17 protein-coding genes are annotated in these 14,762 nt (G+C 67.1%); 7 read left to right on the top strand and 10 right to left on the bottom strand.

Going from position 1 to position 14,762, the window contains the following annotated elements; translation table 11 throughout:
- Positions 1-8: 8 nt before the first annotated feature.
- The 3 genes from E3O28_RS02830 to E3O28_RS02820 are packed head-to-tail and all read right to left on the bottom strand — an operon-like array spanning position 9 to position 5,582.
- Positions 9-3,389 carry an SbcC/MukB-like Walker B domain-containing protein gene (locus E3O28_RS02830; RefSeq protein ID WP_134415141.1) on the bottom strand — a complete coding sequence of 1,127 codons (3,381 nt, stop codon included), beginning with the start codon at positions 3,387-3,389 and terminating at the stop codon, positions 9-11.
- The gene (locus E3O28_RS02825; protein WP_104101444.1) at positions 3,386-4,087 is read right to left on the bottom strand and encodes a DUF4194 domain-containing protein; all 702 of its coding nucleotides are present in this window, start codon (positions 4,085-4,087) and stop codon (positions 3,386-3,388) included. The genes E3O28_RS02830 and E3O28_RS02825 overlap by 4 nt, the downstream gene beginning before the upstream one ends.
- Positions 4,080-5,582 carry a DUF3375 domain-containing protein gene (locus tag E3O28_RS02820; RefSeq protein WP_104101447.1) on the bottom strand — a complete coding sequence of 501 codons (1,503 nt, stop codon included), beginning with the start codon at positions 5,580-5,582 and terminating at the stop codon, positions 4,080-4,082. The genes E3O28_RS02825 and E3O28_RS02820 overlap by 8 nt, the downstream gene beginning before the upstream one ends.
- A 115-nt stretch (positions 5,583-5,697) precedes the next feature.
- On the opposite strand from E3O28_RS02820, the gene E3O28_RS02815 reads away from it, so the two are divergent.
- On the top strand, positions 5,698-6,003 hold the full coding sequence (locus tag E3O28_RS02815; RefSeq protein WP_134342372.1) for a hypothetical protein: 306 nt from the start codon (positions 5,698-5,700) through the stop codon (positions 6,001-6,003).
- A 145-nt stretch (positions 6,004-6,148) separates the two neighbouring features.
- Here the strand turns inward: E3O28_RS02815 and E3O28_RS02810 are convergent, their stop codons facing one another.
- From E3O28_RS02810 to E3O28_RS16835, 5 genes are all read right to left on the bottom strand, one after another.
- Positions 6,149-6,613, bottom strand: a complete 465-nt coding sequence (locus tag E3O28_RS02810; RefSeq protein WP_134415140.1) for an isoprenylcysteine carboxylmethyltransferase family protein — start codon at positions 6,611-6,613, stop codon at positions 6,149-6,151.
- Between the two features lie 9 nt (positions 6,614-6,622).
- On the bottom strand, positions 6,623-6,781 hold the full coding sequence (locus tag E3O28_RS16200) for a hypothetical protein (protein ID WP_166784718.1): 159 nt from the start codon (positions 6,779-6,781) through the stop codon (positions 6,623-6,625).
- 42 nt (positions 6,782-6,823) lie between these two features.
- Positions 6,824-8,278: an HNH endonuclease signature motif containing protein gene (locus E3O28_RS02805; RefSeq protein WP_134342374.1), complete on the bottom strand. Its 1,455-nt coding sequence runs from the start codon at positions 8,276-8,278 to the stop codon at positions 6,824-6,826.
- A 79-nt stretch (positions 8,279-8,357) separates the two neighbouring features.
- Positions 8,358-8,906 (bottom strand): transglycosylase SLT domain-containing protein, encoded by a 549-nt coding sequence (locus tag E3O28_RS16500; protein WP_241972985.1) that lies wholly within the window; start codon positions 8,904-8,906, stop codon positions 8,358-8,360.
- A 59-nt stretch (positions 8,907-8,965) separates the two neighbouring features.
- On the bottom strand, positions 8,966-9,232 hold the full coding sequence (locus tag E3O28_RS16835) for a hypothetical protein (RefSeq protein ID WP_134415138.1): 267 nt from the start codon (positions 9,230-9,232) through the stop codon (positions 8,966-8,968).
- A 379-nt stretch (positions 9,233-9,611) separates the two neighbouring features.
- Here E3O28_RS16835 and E3O28_RS02790 point away from each other — a divergent pair, with 379 nt between their 5' ends.
- From E3O28_RS02790 to E3O28_RS02780, 4 genes are all read left to right on the top strand, one after another.
- Positions 9,612-10,427 (top strand): alpha/beta fold hydrolase, encoded by an 816-nt coding sequence (locus E3O28_RS02790; RefSeq protein ID WP_241972984.1) that lies wholly within the window; start codon positions 9,612-9,614, stop codon positions 10,425-10,427.
- Positions 10,428-10,585: 158 nt separating this feature from the next.
- Entirely contained in the window at positions 10,586-11,122 is a 537-nt protein-coding gene (locus E3O28_RS16830; RefSeq protein ID WP_241972983.1) for a glycosyltransferase family 2 protein, read from the top strand.
- Positions 11,082-11,534 (top strand): glycosyltransferase family 2 protein, encoded by a 453-nt coding sequence (locus E3O28_RS16825; RefSeq protein WP_241972982.1) that lies wholly within the window; start codon positions 11,082-11,084, stop codon positions 11,532-11,534. The genes E3O28_RS16830 and E3O28_RS16825 overlap by 41 nt, the downstream gene beginning before the upstream one ends.
- Positions 11,535-11,683: 149 nt before the next feature.
- Complete coding sequence (locus E3O28_RS02780; protein WP_134342376.1) at positions 11,684-11,911, top strand: hypothetical protein; 228 nt, start codon at positions 11,684-11,686, stop codon at positions 11,909-11,911.
- Between the two features lie 18 nt (positions 11,912-11,929).
- Here the strand turns inward: E3O28_RS02780 and E3O28_RS02775 are convergent, their stop codons facing one another.
- Positions 11,930-12,880, bottom strand: a complete 951-nt coding sequence (locus E3O28_RS02775) for an arginine deiminase-related protein (RefSeq protein WP_198411465.1) — start codon at positions 12,878-12,880, stop codon at positions 11,930-11,932.
- Positions 12,881-12,885: 5 nt separating this feature from the next.
- Positions 12,886-13,917, bottom strand: coding sequence for an ornithine cyclodeaminase (locus tag E3O28_RS02770; protein WP_104171237.1), 1,032 nt, complete (start codon positions 13,915-13,917; stop codon positions 12,886-12,888).
- Between the two features lie 125 nt (positions 13,918-14,042).
- On the opposite strand from E3O28_RS02770, the gene E3O28_RS02765 reads away from it, so the two are divergent.
- Both E3O28_RS02765 and E3O28_RS16195 read left to right on the top strand, forming a co-directional pair.
- Complete coding sequence (locus tag E3O28_RS02765) at positions 14,043-14,510, top strand: Lrp/AsnC family transcriptional regulator (RefSeq protein ID WP_134342377.1); 468 nt, start codon at positions 14,043-14,045, stop codon at positions 14,508-14,510.
- A gap of 79 nt (positions 14,511-14,589) precedes the next feature.
- The gene (locus E3O28_RS16195; RefSeq protein WP_166784717.1) at positions 14,590-14,745 is read left to right on the top strand and encodes a hypothetical protein; all 156 of its coding nucleotides are present in this window, start codon (positions 14,590-14,592) and stop codon (positions 14,743-14,745) included.
- Positions 14,746-14,762: the final 17 nt, after the last annotated feature.

Raw genomic sequence — 14,762 nt, 5'->3', positions numbered from 1 at the left:
CGCGGAGCTTAATGCGAGCGCACCGGCGACGAGAGCGGCGTGATGTAGGAGAACCCGGTGCTGTTGTTCTTGGTCATCGAGAGCACCAGCTCCATGTGCGGCTCAAGCGCGGTGACCTTGTCGAGCGGGGAACCGATGATGAGCTGGAAGCCCAGCCCCTTCCACGCCGACACGGCACGGCCGGCGAACTCGGAGTCCGATTTCACGAAGCCCTCATCGAGGAAGACCGGCGCGAAACGCGGGCGGGTGCGACTCTCGTCGCCGAGCTGGAACCGCAGGGCGGCTCCCACGACGAACGCCACCAGTTCCTGGGACTCGCCACCGCTCTTGCCGCCGAGCGACGAGTAGGTGCTGACTTCCACGCCCTCCGGGGTGGTGCGCACGGCGGTGATCTCCACGTGCCGGCGCACGTCGAGCAGCAGATCGCGCTGGGATTCCTGGCGCGGACCGTCGGCGGACTTGCGGATCAGGTTCATGAACGCCTGCAACCGGGTGAACCGGCTTTCGGTCTGCTCGTCGGTGAAGGCATCCGTGGATCCGGAGGACAGCACCTTGAGTTCCGTGCGAAACGCGGTGGCGTCATCGCGGTGGAGGCGACGCAACGCGATCTTGAGGCGGTCGCGCCCGGCTCCGAACGGCAGTGTGGTGAGGATCTCGTTGATGGGACGGAGACGATCTTCGATTTCCTCGATGGAGGAGGTGAATGCCCCGACCAGGGGAACCAGGTCCTGGCCGCTCCAGAGCGCGAGGCGGCGCTTCCACTCCTGGCGCCGATCGTGCAAGCCGAGTGTGTAGACGGCGTCAAGGATGTCCCGGTAGCTCGGGTAGGAATCGAGCGAGACGCCGATGTTCGGGTCGGGCCAGCGGCTCTGAAAGGTCTCGAAGATGCCGATCAGGGTGTTGCGGGCGCCCGCGGCGCTGTCCCGGTCCTGACTGGACTGCTCGGTGAGGCGCTCGCGCAGCCGCCTGATGGCCCCGTCGAACGCGTCGAGGTCGTGCTGGTCGGCGACAGCCGCGAACTGGGCGTCGAGGTGGGTGGCGTGTTCCTCCGACAGGGACAGCGCGGCTTCCGGATCACCGTCGATGCGGTCGAGGCGGCTGCTCACCGCATCCTGCCGGTCCACGAAGCGGCCCTGCTCGGCGACGAGGGCCTGCAGGGCAACCTCCGTGGCGTGCTTCAGCTTCTGGGCTGTTTCCAGTTCGGCGGCCAGACGCTCTTCCTCGTCTTTCAGGGCGCGCAGCACGTCACTGTCGGCGAGCACGCGCTCGCGCTCGGCCCGCTTGTCAGTGATGAGGACATCCGCGGCTTGCACGTCGATGGCCGGCCAGGCCGCGTCGACGATGAACTGGTGTGCGGCCCTGCGGGCCCGGAGGTCGGCGAGGCTCGCCCCGTGCGCAAAGGCTTCACGCGCCAGGCTGTCGGCCTCCAGCCGCAGGCGGGCCAGCTCCTCGTCGATGTCGTGCAGGCGGGTGCGGCTGGAGAAGCCGATGATCGACTTCTGGTCGCTGTTCCAGCCATGGGCGCCGCGGGAACCGTTGCGGGTCTGCCCACTCGGGGTGACCCTCGGGCCGTCCCCGACGAGGTCGGCGGCCGTGGCGACGCACTCCGCGTCGAGGTTCGCGGCCTGTACCCGGTCCCGCACCCAGCCACTGAAGGGCGAGTCCTTGAAGACGAGCTTTCCCGACACGAAGCGCGGGTCACCGTCGATCTGCTCGTGCGAGCGCAGCGGCACCCCGTCGAAGTGGATGCGCACGGGGATGCGGAGCGGGTCGATGGCCAGGCTGAGCGCGCGCAGACGAGTCTCGTCGACGAGCAGGACGCGCACGACGGAGGCCAAGGTGACCTCGGCCGCCTGGCGCCAGGCGTCCTCGCCGGGGGCCAGATCGATCAGTTCGGCGACAAAGGGCAGCTCCTCGGCGGGGATGCCCGACGCCTCGGCGATCAGCAGGCGTGCGCTGTGCAGGTGCTGGGGAACCAGACTCGCCCGCCCGGACAGGAACTGGTGCTCCTGCCCCAGGGTGCGGAGGTTCTCCTCGACCGGATAGGCCGTGCGTTGCAGCGCGCTTCTCTTGTTCTCGAGGTCGATTTCGGCAGTGGGAAAGCCGGACAGGAACCCGTCGGCCGCGGCGCGGGCCCGATCGAAGTCGTCGCCGGAGTCGATGGAGAGGCCGAGAGGCCGGATGCGCTCGTCGAACTTGGAGCGCTCGGCGGCCACGTCGTCGCGTTTGTCGGTGAGCTGGCCAAGCTCGTTCTGCAGGCTGACGAGCACGTCGCCGCCGTTGTCACGCTGCTGGCGCTGCAGGTCGGCGACACGCGCTTTCAACGCGGTCTCGGCATCCCGGGCCGTCGTGGAGCGAAGCTGGGTGTCGCGCCGCTGCACCCGGTTGACGTCGGCGGCTTCCTCGAGCAGGCTCTGCTCCGTGCGGAGCTGCCACAGCACGAACGGCGTGTCGCCGGAGCGGTGCACGCCGAAGGTGTCGATCAGGTCGGCCTTATCGGTCGCCGTCTCGTAGACGCGGTGCAGGACGGGCAGGCGTTCCAGCACCTTGGCCTTCTGCGCCTCGGCGACCATGGTGCCGTAGGACCGTTCGAGGTCTTCGAAGTGGGCAACGGCCTTGTCGGCGGCCCCGTAGGTGGACGGTTCCTCAAGCACCATCGACTTGTAGAGCCCGTCGACCGTCTTGACCTGCTGGCCGGCCTGGATGCGTGCGAGCAGCCTGAGCGCCTTGCCGCCCTCGCCGTTGGCGCCGATGCCCAGGCGGGTGTACAGGGTCTGGGCGAACGCCGCATAGGTGTCGAAGACATCCAGTTCGGGGAACCGGGATTTGAGGGCGCGCTTGTCGAACCGGGACTCGGTCACGTCGGCCAGGTCGCGCAGGTCGAGGTATCCGTCGATCGTGGCCATCTTCATGGTGATGTCGGCGAACCGGGTGGCGCCACGGGGCACGAAGTAGGCCCGTAACACTGTGAAACGGCGCTGGTTGTCGTCGATGAAGGTCATCGACACGGCACCCCAGGTGGACTCGTGGGCACCGCGGAGCACCTGGTCCTGCAGCTCCCCCGTGCCGGCCTCCCGGTTGGCGTCGGTCTTGCCCTTGAGGTAGGTCATCAGGCTGCGCTGGTCGGCGCTGCGCGCCCGCCCGGAGCCGGCGTCGTTGGAGGCGCCGTTGAAGGGGGTGTCCGACGGCATCATCAGGGCGAGGTAGGCGTCGAGCAGGCTGCTCTTGCCGGTTCCGGACGCGCCGGACACCAGGGTGGCGCTGGGCGCGAACGCAACCTCGTGGTGGCCCTGAAAGCCGCCCCAGTTCACCATCTGGAACGACTCGGCGCGCCACTGCGTGGTGCCTTCGGTGAGGCCGTCGACATAGAAGAGCGGGGAATCGTTCATGACAGGGCCTCCGGCAGGGCTTCGGACAGGAGAGGCAGATCGTCAAGATCGGTGGCATCCGGGCCGGGATCAGCGTTCTGGGTGACCAGCCACTCCAGCAGTTCGCTCAGCCGTTCCACCGGCAGCAGCACCTCGATCACGGCGGAGATGCGGAATCGGTCGGGGTCGCTGGTCTTCAGCAGCACCCGCGCCTTCGCGAGGCTGTCGACGGCGGCCGTGGCCTTTCGGGCGTCGCCCCACCGGTCGGTGGCGTGTTCGGGCCGGAAATGGCCGACGTTCTCCACCAGGTTGTCGCGGTCCACGATAACGATGTCGTGGCCGTTGGCACGCTCGCTGCGGAACCGCTGCCGCAGCAGCACGAGCAGAATGGTCTCCTCCCGCGTGTAGGACACGTCGTGCAGCAGGGTCGGGAACCGGTCTCCGCCCTCGGCGACCGCCTGCCGTTTGAATGCCACCTCGTAGTGCAGGTCGACGTGCAGATCGAGGAACATGTCGTTCAGGCGCGATTTGAGCAGGCTCTGGGAGCGCAGCAGCGTCTGCCATTCGGCCGGCTGCAGCGCGGCGGAGATGTAGCGGTGCTTCAGCAGCAGCACCAGGGTGCGACGCTGCTCCACGGTGAGTCCGCCCTCGTCGCCCTCGAAAAGGGAAAAGCTGGGCATATCGATGTCGGGGTGCTCGGCGGTGGGCTCGTCAGTCATTGTCGGATCCGTAGTTCAGGGCGGACAGCGCCGCAGTTTCGTCGTCGCTGAGCATGATTCGGGGCACCTCGAAGCTGCGGGTGGAGCCGTCGGGTCGCACGGTTTCGAATCGTTCGAGCGTCTGGGACCGGCTGACCGCATCGATCTGGGTGGCGATCTGAAGCATCCCCAGAATCTCGACCGGGCGGCGCAGGGTGACGTCGAGATCGTTGAAGGCGTCACCGACGGATGCGGCGTCGCCGTGGTTGAAGGCCGTCACGATCGCGTCGCGCAGCTCCCCCAGCAGCGGGCCGCCCTGCGTGCGCATCTCGTCGAGACTCGGTGGCGGCGGGGCGTCGTCGGAGACATCCTGCAGCTCGGGCGGCGCGCGGTGGGCGCCCGGGTCGTAGAAGCGTTCGCGGAGGTGCGGGGCGTCGAGGGTTCCCGGCATGAGTTCGGCGGTGACCGTGGAGCGGGGCCCGGCGGTCTGCATCCAGGTCGCGAGTTCCTTGTTGATCTCGCGCAGCAGGCGTTCGAGTTCGCGGTCCTTGACCACGTCGTGGTTGACGATGTGCTCGCGCAGGGTGGTCGTCAGCCCGTTGCGCTGGGTGAGCACGTCGTCGATGCCCTTGCGGATCAGGCGCACGGTGCCCATGAAGCTGCGGCGGTCGGTGGCGCTGAGTTCGAGGGCGAACGGATGCAGCAGGATCGTCTCCAGGTCGTCCCCCAGCTCCCGCAGCAGGTCGTCGTTGCGCAGCAGGGTGAAGGCCCCCTCGAAGGCGCGACCTTCCGGGGTCGAGGTCATCAGGGCATCCGTTTTGGCGAGGTACTCGTCGAGTACCTCGCTGATCGGGCGTTCCTCACCGCGGAAATCGTTGACGATCTGCCGGTGCATGGCGGCGACGGATTCCTCGACGCGTTTGAAATCGCTGGGCAGCTGGCCGATCAGGTCGACCAGGTCGGCGTAGCCCTCACGCATCTGCTCGTTCGAGACGGGCGCGATCTCGCCGCCGGCTGCGAGGCGGTCGCGCTCGGCGGCGTTCTCGGCGATCGCCCGGTCGAGGCGACGGATGCGCTCCTCCCGATCAGGGTTGGCCTGCGTGGCGCGGTGACGCACCGTGTCGACGATCGTGGTGAGACGGGATTCGCTGATCAAAGCCCGATCGCGGGACAGACTCTCGACCAGGAGCAGCGCCTCGAGTGCGTGCGAGGTGAGCGAGTAGTGTTCTTCGTCGCCCTCCCCCGTTTCGCGGTAGAGCCACTGGTCGTTCATCCACTGCACGCAGAGGGCCCGACCGGTCTTGCCCGGCACATCGCTGCCGACCGAGCGCAGGTCGGCAAGGTAGGCGTCGACCTGAATGTGCAGCAGATCGGCCCGCACGCTGCGCCGGTCGCGGCTGAAGGAGGACTTGAACACGAAGAGCACGAACGGCGCCCACTTGCGGTCCAGCAGGCGCAGGGTGGGTTTGTCGAAGGCTTCGCGCACCCGCGCCAGTTCACCCGCAAGCTCGCTCATATAGAAGTTCCTTCCCGGGCCTCCTCAAGGGTAACGGTCCTCGCGTGCGGGCCGACACGCGGGCAGGCGCTCGTGGCGCGTGTGAGACTGTCAGGACAAGCTGAAGGAGCGACACGTGACCGACCCGCGCGCGAATATGGAGGGCAACAACCTGCTCAATCTCGGTGCGCCCCACCTGGACTGGTCGAAGACGCCCGGCCGGGTGCCGGGTTTCTGGATGTCGGTCGTCAGCGTCGTCCTCGCGGTGCTGCTGCCGTTTCCCGCGCTGTTCGTTGCCCTGATCGGGCTTTCCCTTTCATTGCGGGCTTTCAGTGTGATCCCGGCCGGCGCCCGAGGGCGAGGGCTGGTGCTCGCGTCGCTGGCCCTGTCGGGAGTCGCGATTCTGGCTGTCGTCGTGCGGCTGGTTCTGGTCTTCGTCTAGCCGTCGTGTTTCAGCCGTCGTGTTCCAGCCGTCGTGTTCCTCTCCGCGTCCTGAACGAATTCGACGGAGAATCTGGCCGAAATGTCTCAAAACCCGGCCGAAAAGCACTTGTGCTCCAAAATCTCCGTCGAATTGGTTCACCACGTCACGGCTTCAGCCGGCCCATCCCGGGGAGGAAGCGGCCGGCGCGGGCGCCGTAAGCGGCGTAGTCCGGGTGCTCGGCCACGAGCATCCGCTCTTCCCAGCGTGCCTTGCCCGCCAGCAGCAGAACGAGGGCGAGCCAGGCTACGAGATGCCAGACCGATGCACCGAGCAGCACGAGCCCAAGGCCGCAGATCATCAGACCGGTGTAGATGGGGCTGCGCACAAGACCGTAGACACCAGTGGTGACCAGAGGCGCGTGTTCCCGCGGAATCGGGCTCGCGGTGAGGGCCGGTCCGAGGCCGAGCATGCCGAGCACGGCGAAGACCGCGCCGGCGACAGCAAGCACGATCGCGCCAAAGACAACGGCGAGGTGCACCGGCCACAGTGTGCCGTGGGGCAGGAGGGACAGGACCAGGAGCAGCAGGAACTGGGCCGACACCAGGGCAATTGCGAGCGCACGCTTCATGGCTTGAGGCTACGCCCTGACCTGCCTCGGCTTGCACGTATTCGCGACCCCGGAGGAGATCGCGGATGTCACGAACACTGCGGCCGTTACGATCCCGGCCAGCTTCTTGTCCTCCTCGTAGCCGGCCAATGCCCAGCCGCCCTTGTCGGTCTGGGCTCCCGCGAGCACGAGAGGGAGCTTCAGCAGACATTGTGACCCTGGACGCCGGCCCTAGAAGGGCGGTGGGTCGTCGACGGCGCCCGGAGGCTCGAAGGGTATTGCCGGATCGGACCTGTAGTGGAGACCGCTGGGCGCGGTCCAGTGGAGCTCGCCGCGCGGCGACTGGGTCACCGTCCAGTTGGTTTGGGTCTTCAACCGGTGGTCGGGCGCGCAGAGGCTGGCGAGGTTGTCGTACCGAGTGATGCCGTCTTCTTGCCATTCGTGGCTGTGGTCCATCTCGGCGCGGGCCGCCGGTCGGTTGCAGCCGGCGAATCGACAGGTTTCGTCTCGAATCACAAGGAGCCGCCGGAGGTCCTTCGGCACCCGGTACTGATCTCGGCCGACCGACAGCATCACGCCGGTCTCGGGATGGACCAGGATGCGAGTAAAGCTCGGCGCTCCGGCCGCCAGTTCCCGGGCCGTCTCGGGGTCGATCGGCCCGCACCCCTCAAGGTGACCCGGCTCGTCGCTGCGGCCGAGGAGGGTGAGCACCGGCACCGTCACGTTCACGGTGGCGCGGATGCCCCGGCCGAGCCCCGCGGGGGTGACGCCGTCGACCACCAGTGCCGCGAAGGCATCCGCTCGGAGCTGGGCCAGGGTGCGGTGCTCGTCGGGGCCCTGCAGACTGGCCGCCATGTCGTTGACTCGGTGGAAAATCGCCTGGGCAACCGGCAGCTGCTGGTAGCTGTGCAGCCACCCCATGCCGTCTGCGGCCGGCTCGAACATGAGGGTGCGGTCGGCCTGGCTCTTGCTGCGGCGCACGGTAATCGACTCCGGATGCGACTTCTCCCGCAGGCGGCGGGCCGTGCGGTCGAACTGGGGCACGGTGAGCCGTTTCGCCTGGGGCAGCATCTCGGCCTCGAAGGCGGCGCGGGCCGCCGTCGGAAGAGAATTGGCGTGCTCGATCAGGACCCGCACGTGCGCGTAACTGATCTGGCCGGCCGCGAGGGCATTGCGGCTGGCGGTGAACGTGCCGGTGAGCGCCTCGCTCTGCGCCATCAGATTGGAGGCCGAAGCCTGGGAGATGTGCAACGCACAGGCGAGTTCGGAGATCGCGGTGCGGTAGGCGATCTCAAGGGCGTTCCACCGGGAACCGGCCACGCCGGCCGAAACCGAACCGCTGTCGACCGCGCTGTCGGCCGCGCTGTCGGCAGGCGGCGTGAGCCCCTGTTCGACGGCCTCGGCCCGAGCCGTCCGGCGGGCGCGATCACGTTCGACGGCAAGCTCATTGGACAGGCACCAGGCCCGCACCTCGTCGACCGCCTCGGCCCGCGCCGCCGACGCCGCGGCGAGCAGTCGGTCGGCGGCCGCGGCCGCGGAGACCAGCTCGGCCAGGACACTCATTCTGCGATCGAGGGAAGCCGCATCACCGGACGTTTCGGCCGTCACGACGCCGAGCGCGCCGCCGTCGTCAAGCTCTTCGATGTCGAAGTTCTCGATGTCGCTGAGATCGGCCAGGTTTTCCATACCCTGATTTTAGCACTGATGGAATCTCAGTTCTAGAAATACGCAGAAAATCTACATGACTTTTCGAAGATGTTGACCATCAGTACCAGCCCGAGGCCACCGACTTGTACCACGCTCCACAGGGATCGCCGTAGCGCTCCGCGATGTAGTTCAGACCCCAGGAGATCTGGGTGGCCGGGTTGGTCGCCCAGTCGGCGCCGGCCGAGGCCATCTTGCTGCCGGGCAGGGCCTGCGGGATGCCGGTGGCACCGCTCGAGGCGTTGTAGGCGTTGACGTTCCAGCCGGACTCCTTGTTCCAGAGACTGACCAGGCATCCGAGCTGGTCGGCGCCCCAGCCGTACTTGGACGCCATCATGTCCCGGGCGATCGCCTGGGCTCCGCTGGGGTTCGTGGGGGCGGCGGGGCGGGGCGGTGCCGGGGCGGGCGCGACCGGCTTGGGTGCTGCCGGCTTCGGAGCCGCCGCCTGGGCCGCGGCCTGCGCCTGGGCATCCGCGGCAGCCTGAGCAGCTGCGGCGGCCTGAGCAGCTGCGGCAGCCTGACCAGCAGCCGCGGCCTGCTCCGCGGCGATGCGATCGGCCTCGGCGGTCGAGGCCTTCACGACCTCGGCTTCGGCAGTGACCTGCTCCACAAGATCGAAAACTCGTTCGGGAGCCAGAAGCGAGTACTCGCTGAGCGAGGCGACGGTGCTCAGAGCGCCGAGACATCCGTCTTGCCCTGGGCCGCCGCGATCACGCCGGTGGCACCGGCAAGGGCGGTGCGGGCGCTCGCGGAGGCGTGGGCCGGGACGACTCCGTCGAGACTGCCTGCCTGCTCGGGATGAGGGCCGGTGGCGGCTGCCAGAGCTGCGGTGGCAATGATGCGTTTCTTTTGCTCGTCCGCGGCAGCCTGCGACGCAGACTTGGCGGAGAATCCACTGCCCACGATGGCGCCAACGGCGATGACGGCGCCGGCCACGAGTAGGCGGCTTCGTCCACGCCGGCGACGCGTTTCCTGATGGCGGGTGAGTCCGACGTCGGTGCCGATCGCAGCTGCCGCACGGACCGGAGTGGCGTCTGATTCAGGGTTTGAACTGGGGAAAAGGACGGACAAAGGGGAAGACGAGTCTGAGTTTGGCATAACTTTCACTGGGCGGATCGCGCGCGGCTGCGCTCACGCTTCTTTTTCGACGTTCCTCGGTCGGGGACCCGGCCGGGCGAACCTTCAAGACTGCCCGGGATTTCTGGACATATCCTCATTTTTAGCTGGCAAAGCACTGGCAAAGCAGGGTGGCGGGATTGCCCAAAAGTCGACCTGGTGGGCCGAAATCCGGATGGTCGTGATGCAATGGTCCGTGATGTCACAACGCACCGCCCCACCGCACCGCTTCGTCTATTCGGCCGATGGAGTCAACCTGGCCACCTACGAATTCGGAGATTCGAGCGCCCCCACCGTGCTCGCCGTGCACGGCTTCGCCTCCAGCGCCGTCGCCAATTGGCACGTCACCGGCTGGACGCGCGATCTCATCCGCGCCGGCTTCCACCTGATCGCGATCGACCAGCGCGGGCACGGCCTGAGCGACAAGCCCCGCTCCCCCGCCGACTACACGATGGAGGCGTTGGTCGACGACGTGTTGCAGGTACTCGACGCCTACCTGCTCGACGAGGTCGCCTACGCGGGATACTCCCTCGGCGCCCGCGTGGGCTGGCAGGCCGCCCGCGAACTGGAGGGACGCATCTCGCGGGCCGTGCTCGGCGGCATACCCGACGGCGACCCCCTCAGACGCTTCAAGGTCATGGATGCCCGCTCTCATATCGAGCACGGCACCGAGGTCGCCGACCGCCTTACCGGGGCATACCTGACCATGGCCCGCGCGCTGCCCGGCAACGACCTCAAAGCCCTCGTGGCCCTCGTCGAGGGAATGCGCGGCGGCCCCCAACCCGGCGCCGACAACGCGCCGACTCAGCCCGTGCTCTTCGCCACCGGGACCAAAGACAGCATCCTCGAGGCCTCCAAGGTACTTGCCGCGGCCACGCCGAGCGGAGGATTCTTCGAGATCCCCGGGCGCAATCACTTCAACGCCCCGACGTCACGCGCGTTCCGGGAGGCGGCGATCGAGTTCTTCCGGAGCGGGAGCAGCAGCGGGAGGGTCGAGGTCCCCCTGCTCTGCTGATCTGCGCTCATCGGGGCAAAGACTTTCGATCGCGGCGTCGGCGTCGTCATCGGGCTTGTGGCTGGAGGTGCAGCGGCCCTCCTCTGGTTTGTTGGTTTGTCGTCGCCGCAGGAATTGCGATCCTCGAACGAGGAACGTCGAGCAAGGCCCGTCGGTCTTTGAACCAGCGCACCACTCCCCTCTCGGCGGGAATCGCGATGGCAAGAACGCGCGGAGTCTTCGCCGGCGCCGTGACCGTGACCGTTCTGGTGCCCGCGCACAACGAAGAGACATCGATCTTCGCGACACTGTCATCGCTGCTCGCCCAGTCGCACCGCCCGGAACGCGTCGTGGTCGTGGCGGATAACTGCACCGACGGGACCGTCGACATTGCCCGATCGCTGGGGGTGGAGATCTTCGAATCTCGCCGGAACACATTCAAGAAAGCCGGGGCGCTCAATCAAATCCTGAAGGTGCTCTTACCGGGCCAGGGCGACAACGACCTCATCATGGTCCTGGATGCCGACACACGTCTCGACGACGGCTTTCTGGAAGCCGCCGTTGGTCGCTTCACCAGCGATCGTGCGCTGATGGCGGTCGGTGGGTTGTTCTCCGGAGAGGAAGGTTTGGGGCTTCTCGGTCAGTTCCAGCGCAACGAGTACATTCGGTACTCCCGTGACAGTCGCCGTCGCCGGGGCCAGCGGGGATGTCTATGACACCGCCGCGCTCACGGAAGACAACGAACTCACCATTGCCCTGAAGTCGCTGGGAGCGCTCATCATCTCTCCCTCAAAGTGCACGGTGGTCACCGAGGTAATGCCAACCGTTCGCACTCTGTGGGTACAACGCCTGCGCTGGCAACGGGGCGCGTTGGAGAACATCGGGGCATGCGGCGTCTCACCCTTCACCTTCCGGTACTGGGCCCAGCAGTTGGGCCTGGGCTACAGCTTCATCGCGCTCAGCGCGTTCCTGCTGCTCATGCTTGTGACGCTTCTGGCGATCGATTCGTGGGTCTGGTTTCCGTTCGGGCTGGCCTCGGTCTTGTTTTCATCGCCGAACGTGTCGTGTCGGTCTGGGCGGGCGGTCTACGGGCACGCCTGCAGGCGCTCACGCTTTTCCCCGAGCTGATCTTCGATGTGTTCCTAGACCTCGTCTTTGTCAAGGGGATCATCGACATCACCCTGGGCCGGCAGGCACAGTGGGGCCGGCAGGCACAGTGGGGCCATGTCACCCGCTCCGCACCCAACGACGAACTGCAAAGGGTGGCCTGATCCATCATGGTTGATGCTCTCCACGCCCTGGTTCCGGTCGGAATCCTCCTTCCGTCAACGGTGCTCCAATCGGACGAATTCGCCATCCTTGCGGCGTTCGTCGCCATCAATACGGTCATGTTCGCCGCACTCGCGGTCGCGAAGATCCTCCCGAAGCCACACCCCACGGATTGGTTTCGCGTACGCAACCGCCGGGCTTCAACCAGGAGCATCCATCCGGACGAATGCCTCTAGCGTCGAACGCCTGAGCCCTCAGGCGGCCGCGGCCGCCTGACTGGTGAACGCAGCACGACGGTCGAGGTGGATCCCGGCGAGCATGCACCGCACTGAGCCGCCGGCGAGTTCGATCGTGGGCACGTCAAGCGGCAGGATCGTGCAGCTCTGCTCGATGATCCGGCGCTGCTCGGCAGTCAGACTGCCGAGGGCGCGGCGGGAGAGCGCCAGCATTCGTCCGTTCCGTCCGTGCAGTTCGATCGCGTTGCCGGCGTAGTTGCGGATCTGATCGCGGTCGAGGGCGAGCACCTGCCGATCCTGCGCCGCCAGGCGCTCCACGACGTGGCTGCGCCGGGCCGGCGACTCGATCAGGTCGAGACCGACCAGGGCGAAGTCCGTGGCGATGCACATCATGACGTTGGTGTGGTAGATCGGCGTGCCGTTCTCGTCAGACGCGTCGAAGACGATGGGCTCGTAGCCGAAGTTGGTGCAGAACCGTTCGAGCGCGATCGGGTCGGCCCGCCGCGACCGGGCCACATAGGCGATGCGCGCCGCATGGTCGAGAACCATGGCGCCGGTTCCCTCGAGGAAGACGTCGTCGAGTTCGAGACCGGAGTAGTCGACGACATCCTGCACGCGGTAGCGCTGCTTGAGCATCTCGACGATGTCACCCCGGCGCTCGGTGCGCCGGTTCGGCGCGTGCATCGGATAGAGCGCCACGTGACCCCCGGCGTGGGTCGAGATCCAGTTGTTGGGGAACACGCTGTCGGGGCGGCCCGGCCCGTCGTCATCGAACAGGTGCACCGCGATGCCCTGCGCCTCCAGGGTGCCTGCTACCTGGGTCACCTCGGCGTAGGCGGCCTCGGCCACCAGGGCGGCGTCGTGCCCGGCGTCCCGTGACTGGAAAGCGTTGTCATGGGCCGTCTCGGGGTTCGGCGAGAAGAAATGTGGCCGGATGAGCACCACGGCCGATGGGGCCTGCACGGACACCGGGGTCAGACGAGGACGGGCGCGCCCGCGGTGACCAGACCGAAGAGGTCTTTCGGGTCATCGGGGTCGGCGACGAGGTCGATATCGGTGTAGAACGAGGTCTGGTCGACGGCATCCTGCAGGAAGCGGAGCGCCGAGAAGTCCTCGATGGCGAAGCCCACGGAGTCGAAGACCGTGATCTGCTCTGCCGAGGTGCGGCCGGCGGCCTCGCCGAGGAGCACCTGCCAGATCTCGGTGACCGGGAATTCGGGGTGCATCTGCTGGATTTCGCCCTCGATACGGGTCTGCGCGGTGAATTCCACGAAGACGTCGGCGCGGTGCAGGATGCCCGCGTCGAGCTCCGTTTTGCCCGGGCAGTCGCCGCCGATGGCGTTGATGTGCACGCCGGGGCCGACCATGGCGTCGGTGAGTACGGTGGCATTCGCCTTGTCCGCGGTGCAGGTCGTGATGATGTCGGCGCCGGTCACGGCATCCGTCGCCCCGGTGGCGACCATGATCTCGAAACCGAGCGGAGCCAGGTTGCGCACGAATTTGGCGATGGCATCGGGATCGGTGTCCCAGACGCGGAGCCGGTTGATGCCGAGGAGCCCACGGAAGGCGAGCGCCTGGAACTCCGACTGGGTGCCCGTGCCGATCATGGCCATGGTGTGGGCGTCGGGGCGGGCGAGCGCGCGCGCGACCATGGCCGAGGTCGCGGCGGTGCGGAAGGCCGTGAGCACGGTCATCTCGGACCAGAAGGTGGGGTAGCCGCTCTGCACGTCGGCGAGGACGCCGAACGCGGTGACGGTCTGCAGGCCCCGCGACGGGTTCGACGGATGACCGTTGACGTACTTGAAGCCGTAGGTGACGCCGTCGCTCGTGGGCATGAGTTCGATCACGCCGAGCGGTGAGTGGCTGGCCACGCGCGGCGCCTTGTCGAAGGTAGGCCAGCGGCGGAAGTCCCGTTCGAGGTACTCGACCATGTCCGTGAGGATGCGTTCCACACCCGTCGCGGCGGCCCAGCGGTTGATGTTTCCTACGTCTACAAAGCGCACCACGTGCGTCTCCCCTCGTTCAGGTTTACAACCATATGCATGGGCGATGTGCAGCCGCCATTTGATTATTGCCGCATTCTGTCCAGATGACTATGCATTGTGCGCTCAATATACATACACTATGTGCAATGTATCCCCTCGATGACCTCGACCGCCGCCTGCTCTCCGTCCTCCGCGTGAATGGCCGCGAGCCCGTGGCCAGCCTCGCCCGCGACCTCGGTGTCACCCGGTCCACGGTCAACAGCAGGCTCAAGAGGCTGACCGATTCGGGAACCGTCGTGGGTTTCGGCGTGCGGATCAGGGAGGACCGCGACCCGAACTCGATTCGGGCCATCACCCTGATCGAAGTGGAGGGGCGCGCAATCACGAAGGTGATCCACGCCCTTCGCGGCTTTCCGGAGGTGAAGGCCCTGCACTCGACCAACGGCGGTTGGGACCTCGTCGCCGAGCTGCGCACCGACACCCTGGCCGACTTCGACCGGCTGCTCGGGCAGGTGCGCTCGATCGAGGGCGTGCTCAACAGCGAGACCAGCCTGTTGCTCAGTTCGGTGTCGAGCGAGGAACTGCCGGGCACCCGCGGGTTGTCGCAGAACTGAGGCTGCCAGCACCTCCGCGCCTCACCCGCGCTACATTCATGCCGGCTTCTTGACGACGCGGCACTTCGATACTTCCCTGATGGTGCGTGGGCGCACGTTCGTTGACCGGATGCGGGAGGTGGAGGCAGGCTACCGGAAGGTGAGCCGGGAGCTGACGCTGTCGGACTGGAACAACGAGCCCCACAGCAAGACCGTGCTCGACGGCCTCGCGCAGCTGACCTCGGCGCTGCAGTAGCCTGCCTCCGGGGTGAG

It is taken from the genome of Cryobacterium sp. TMT2-14 (assembly GCF_004402465.1).
Classification (GTDB): Bacteria; Actinomycetota; Actinomycetes; order Actinomycetales; family Microbacteriaceae; genus Cryobacterium; species Cryobacterium sandaracinum.
Note: the sequence above shows the minus strand (reverse complement) of the source record. Positions and strands in the feature narration are given on the sequence as shown.

Bases quoted from the DNA above. Each gene is read 5' to 3' on its own strand.
- E3O28_RS02830 (WP_134415141.1), bottom strand. From the start codon at position 3,389: ATGAACGATTCCCCGCTCTTCTATGTCGACGGCCTCACCGAAGGCACC.
- E3O28_RS02825 (WP_104101444.1), bottom strand. From the start codon at position 4,087: ATGACTGACGAGCCCACCGCCGAGCACCCCGACATCGATATGCCCAGC.
- E3O28_RS02820 (WP_104101447.1), bottom strand. From the start codon at position 5,582: ATGAGCGAGCTTGCGGGTGAACTGGCGCGGGTGCGCGAAGCCTTCGAC.
- E3O28_RS02810 (WP_134415140.1), bottom strand. From the start codon at position 6,613: ATGAAGCGTGCGCTCGCAATTGCCCTGGTGTCGGCCCAGTTCCTGCTG.
- E3O28_RS02805 (WP_134342374.1), bottom strand. From the start codon at position 8,278: ATGGAAAACCTGGCCGATCTCAGCGACATCGAGAACTTCGACATCGAA.
- E3O28_RS02790 (WP_241972984.1), top strand. From the start codon at position 9,612: ATGTCACAACGCACCGCCCCACCGCACCGCTTCGTCTATTCGGCCGAT.
- E3O28_RS02780 (WP_134342376.1), top strand. From the start codon at position 11,684: ATGGTTGATGCTCTCCACGCCCTGGTTCCGGTCGGAATCCTCCTTCCG.
- E3O28_RS02765 (WP_134342377.1), top strand. From the start codon at position 14,043: ATGTATCCCCTCGATGACCTCGACCGCCGCCTGCTCTCCGTCCTCCGC.
- E3O28_RS16195 (WP_166784717.1), top strand. From the start codon at position 14,590: ATGGTGCGTGGGCGCACGTTCGTTGACCGGATGCGGGAGGTGGAGGCA.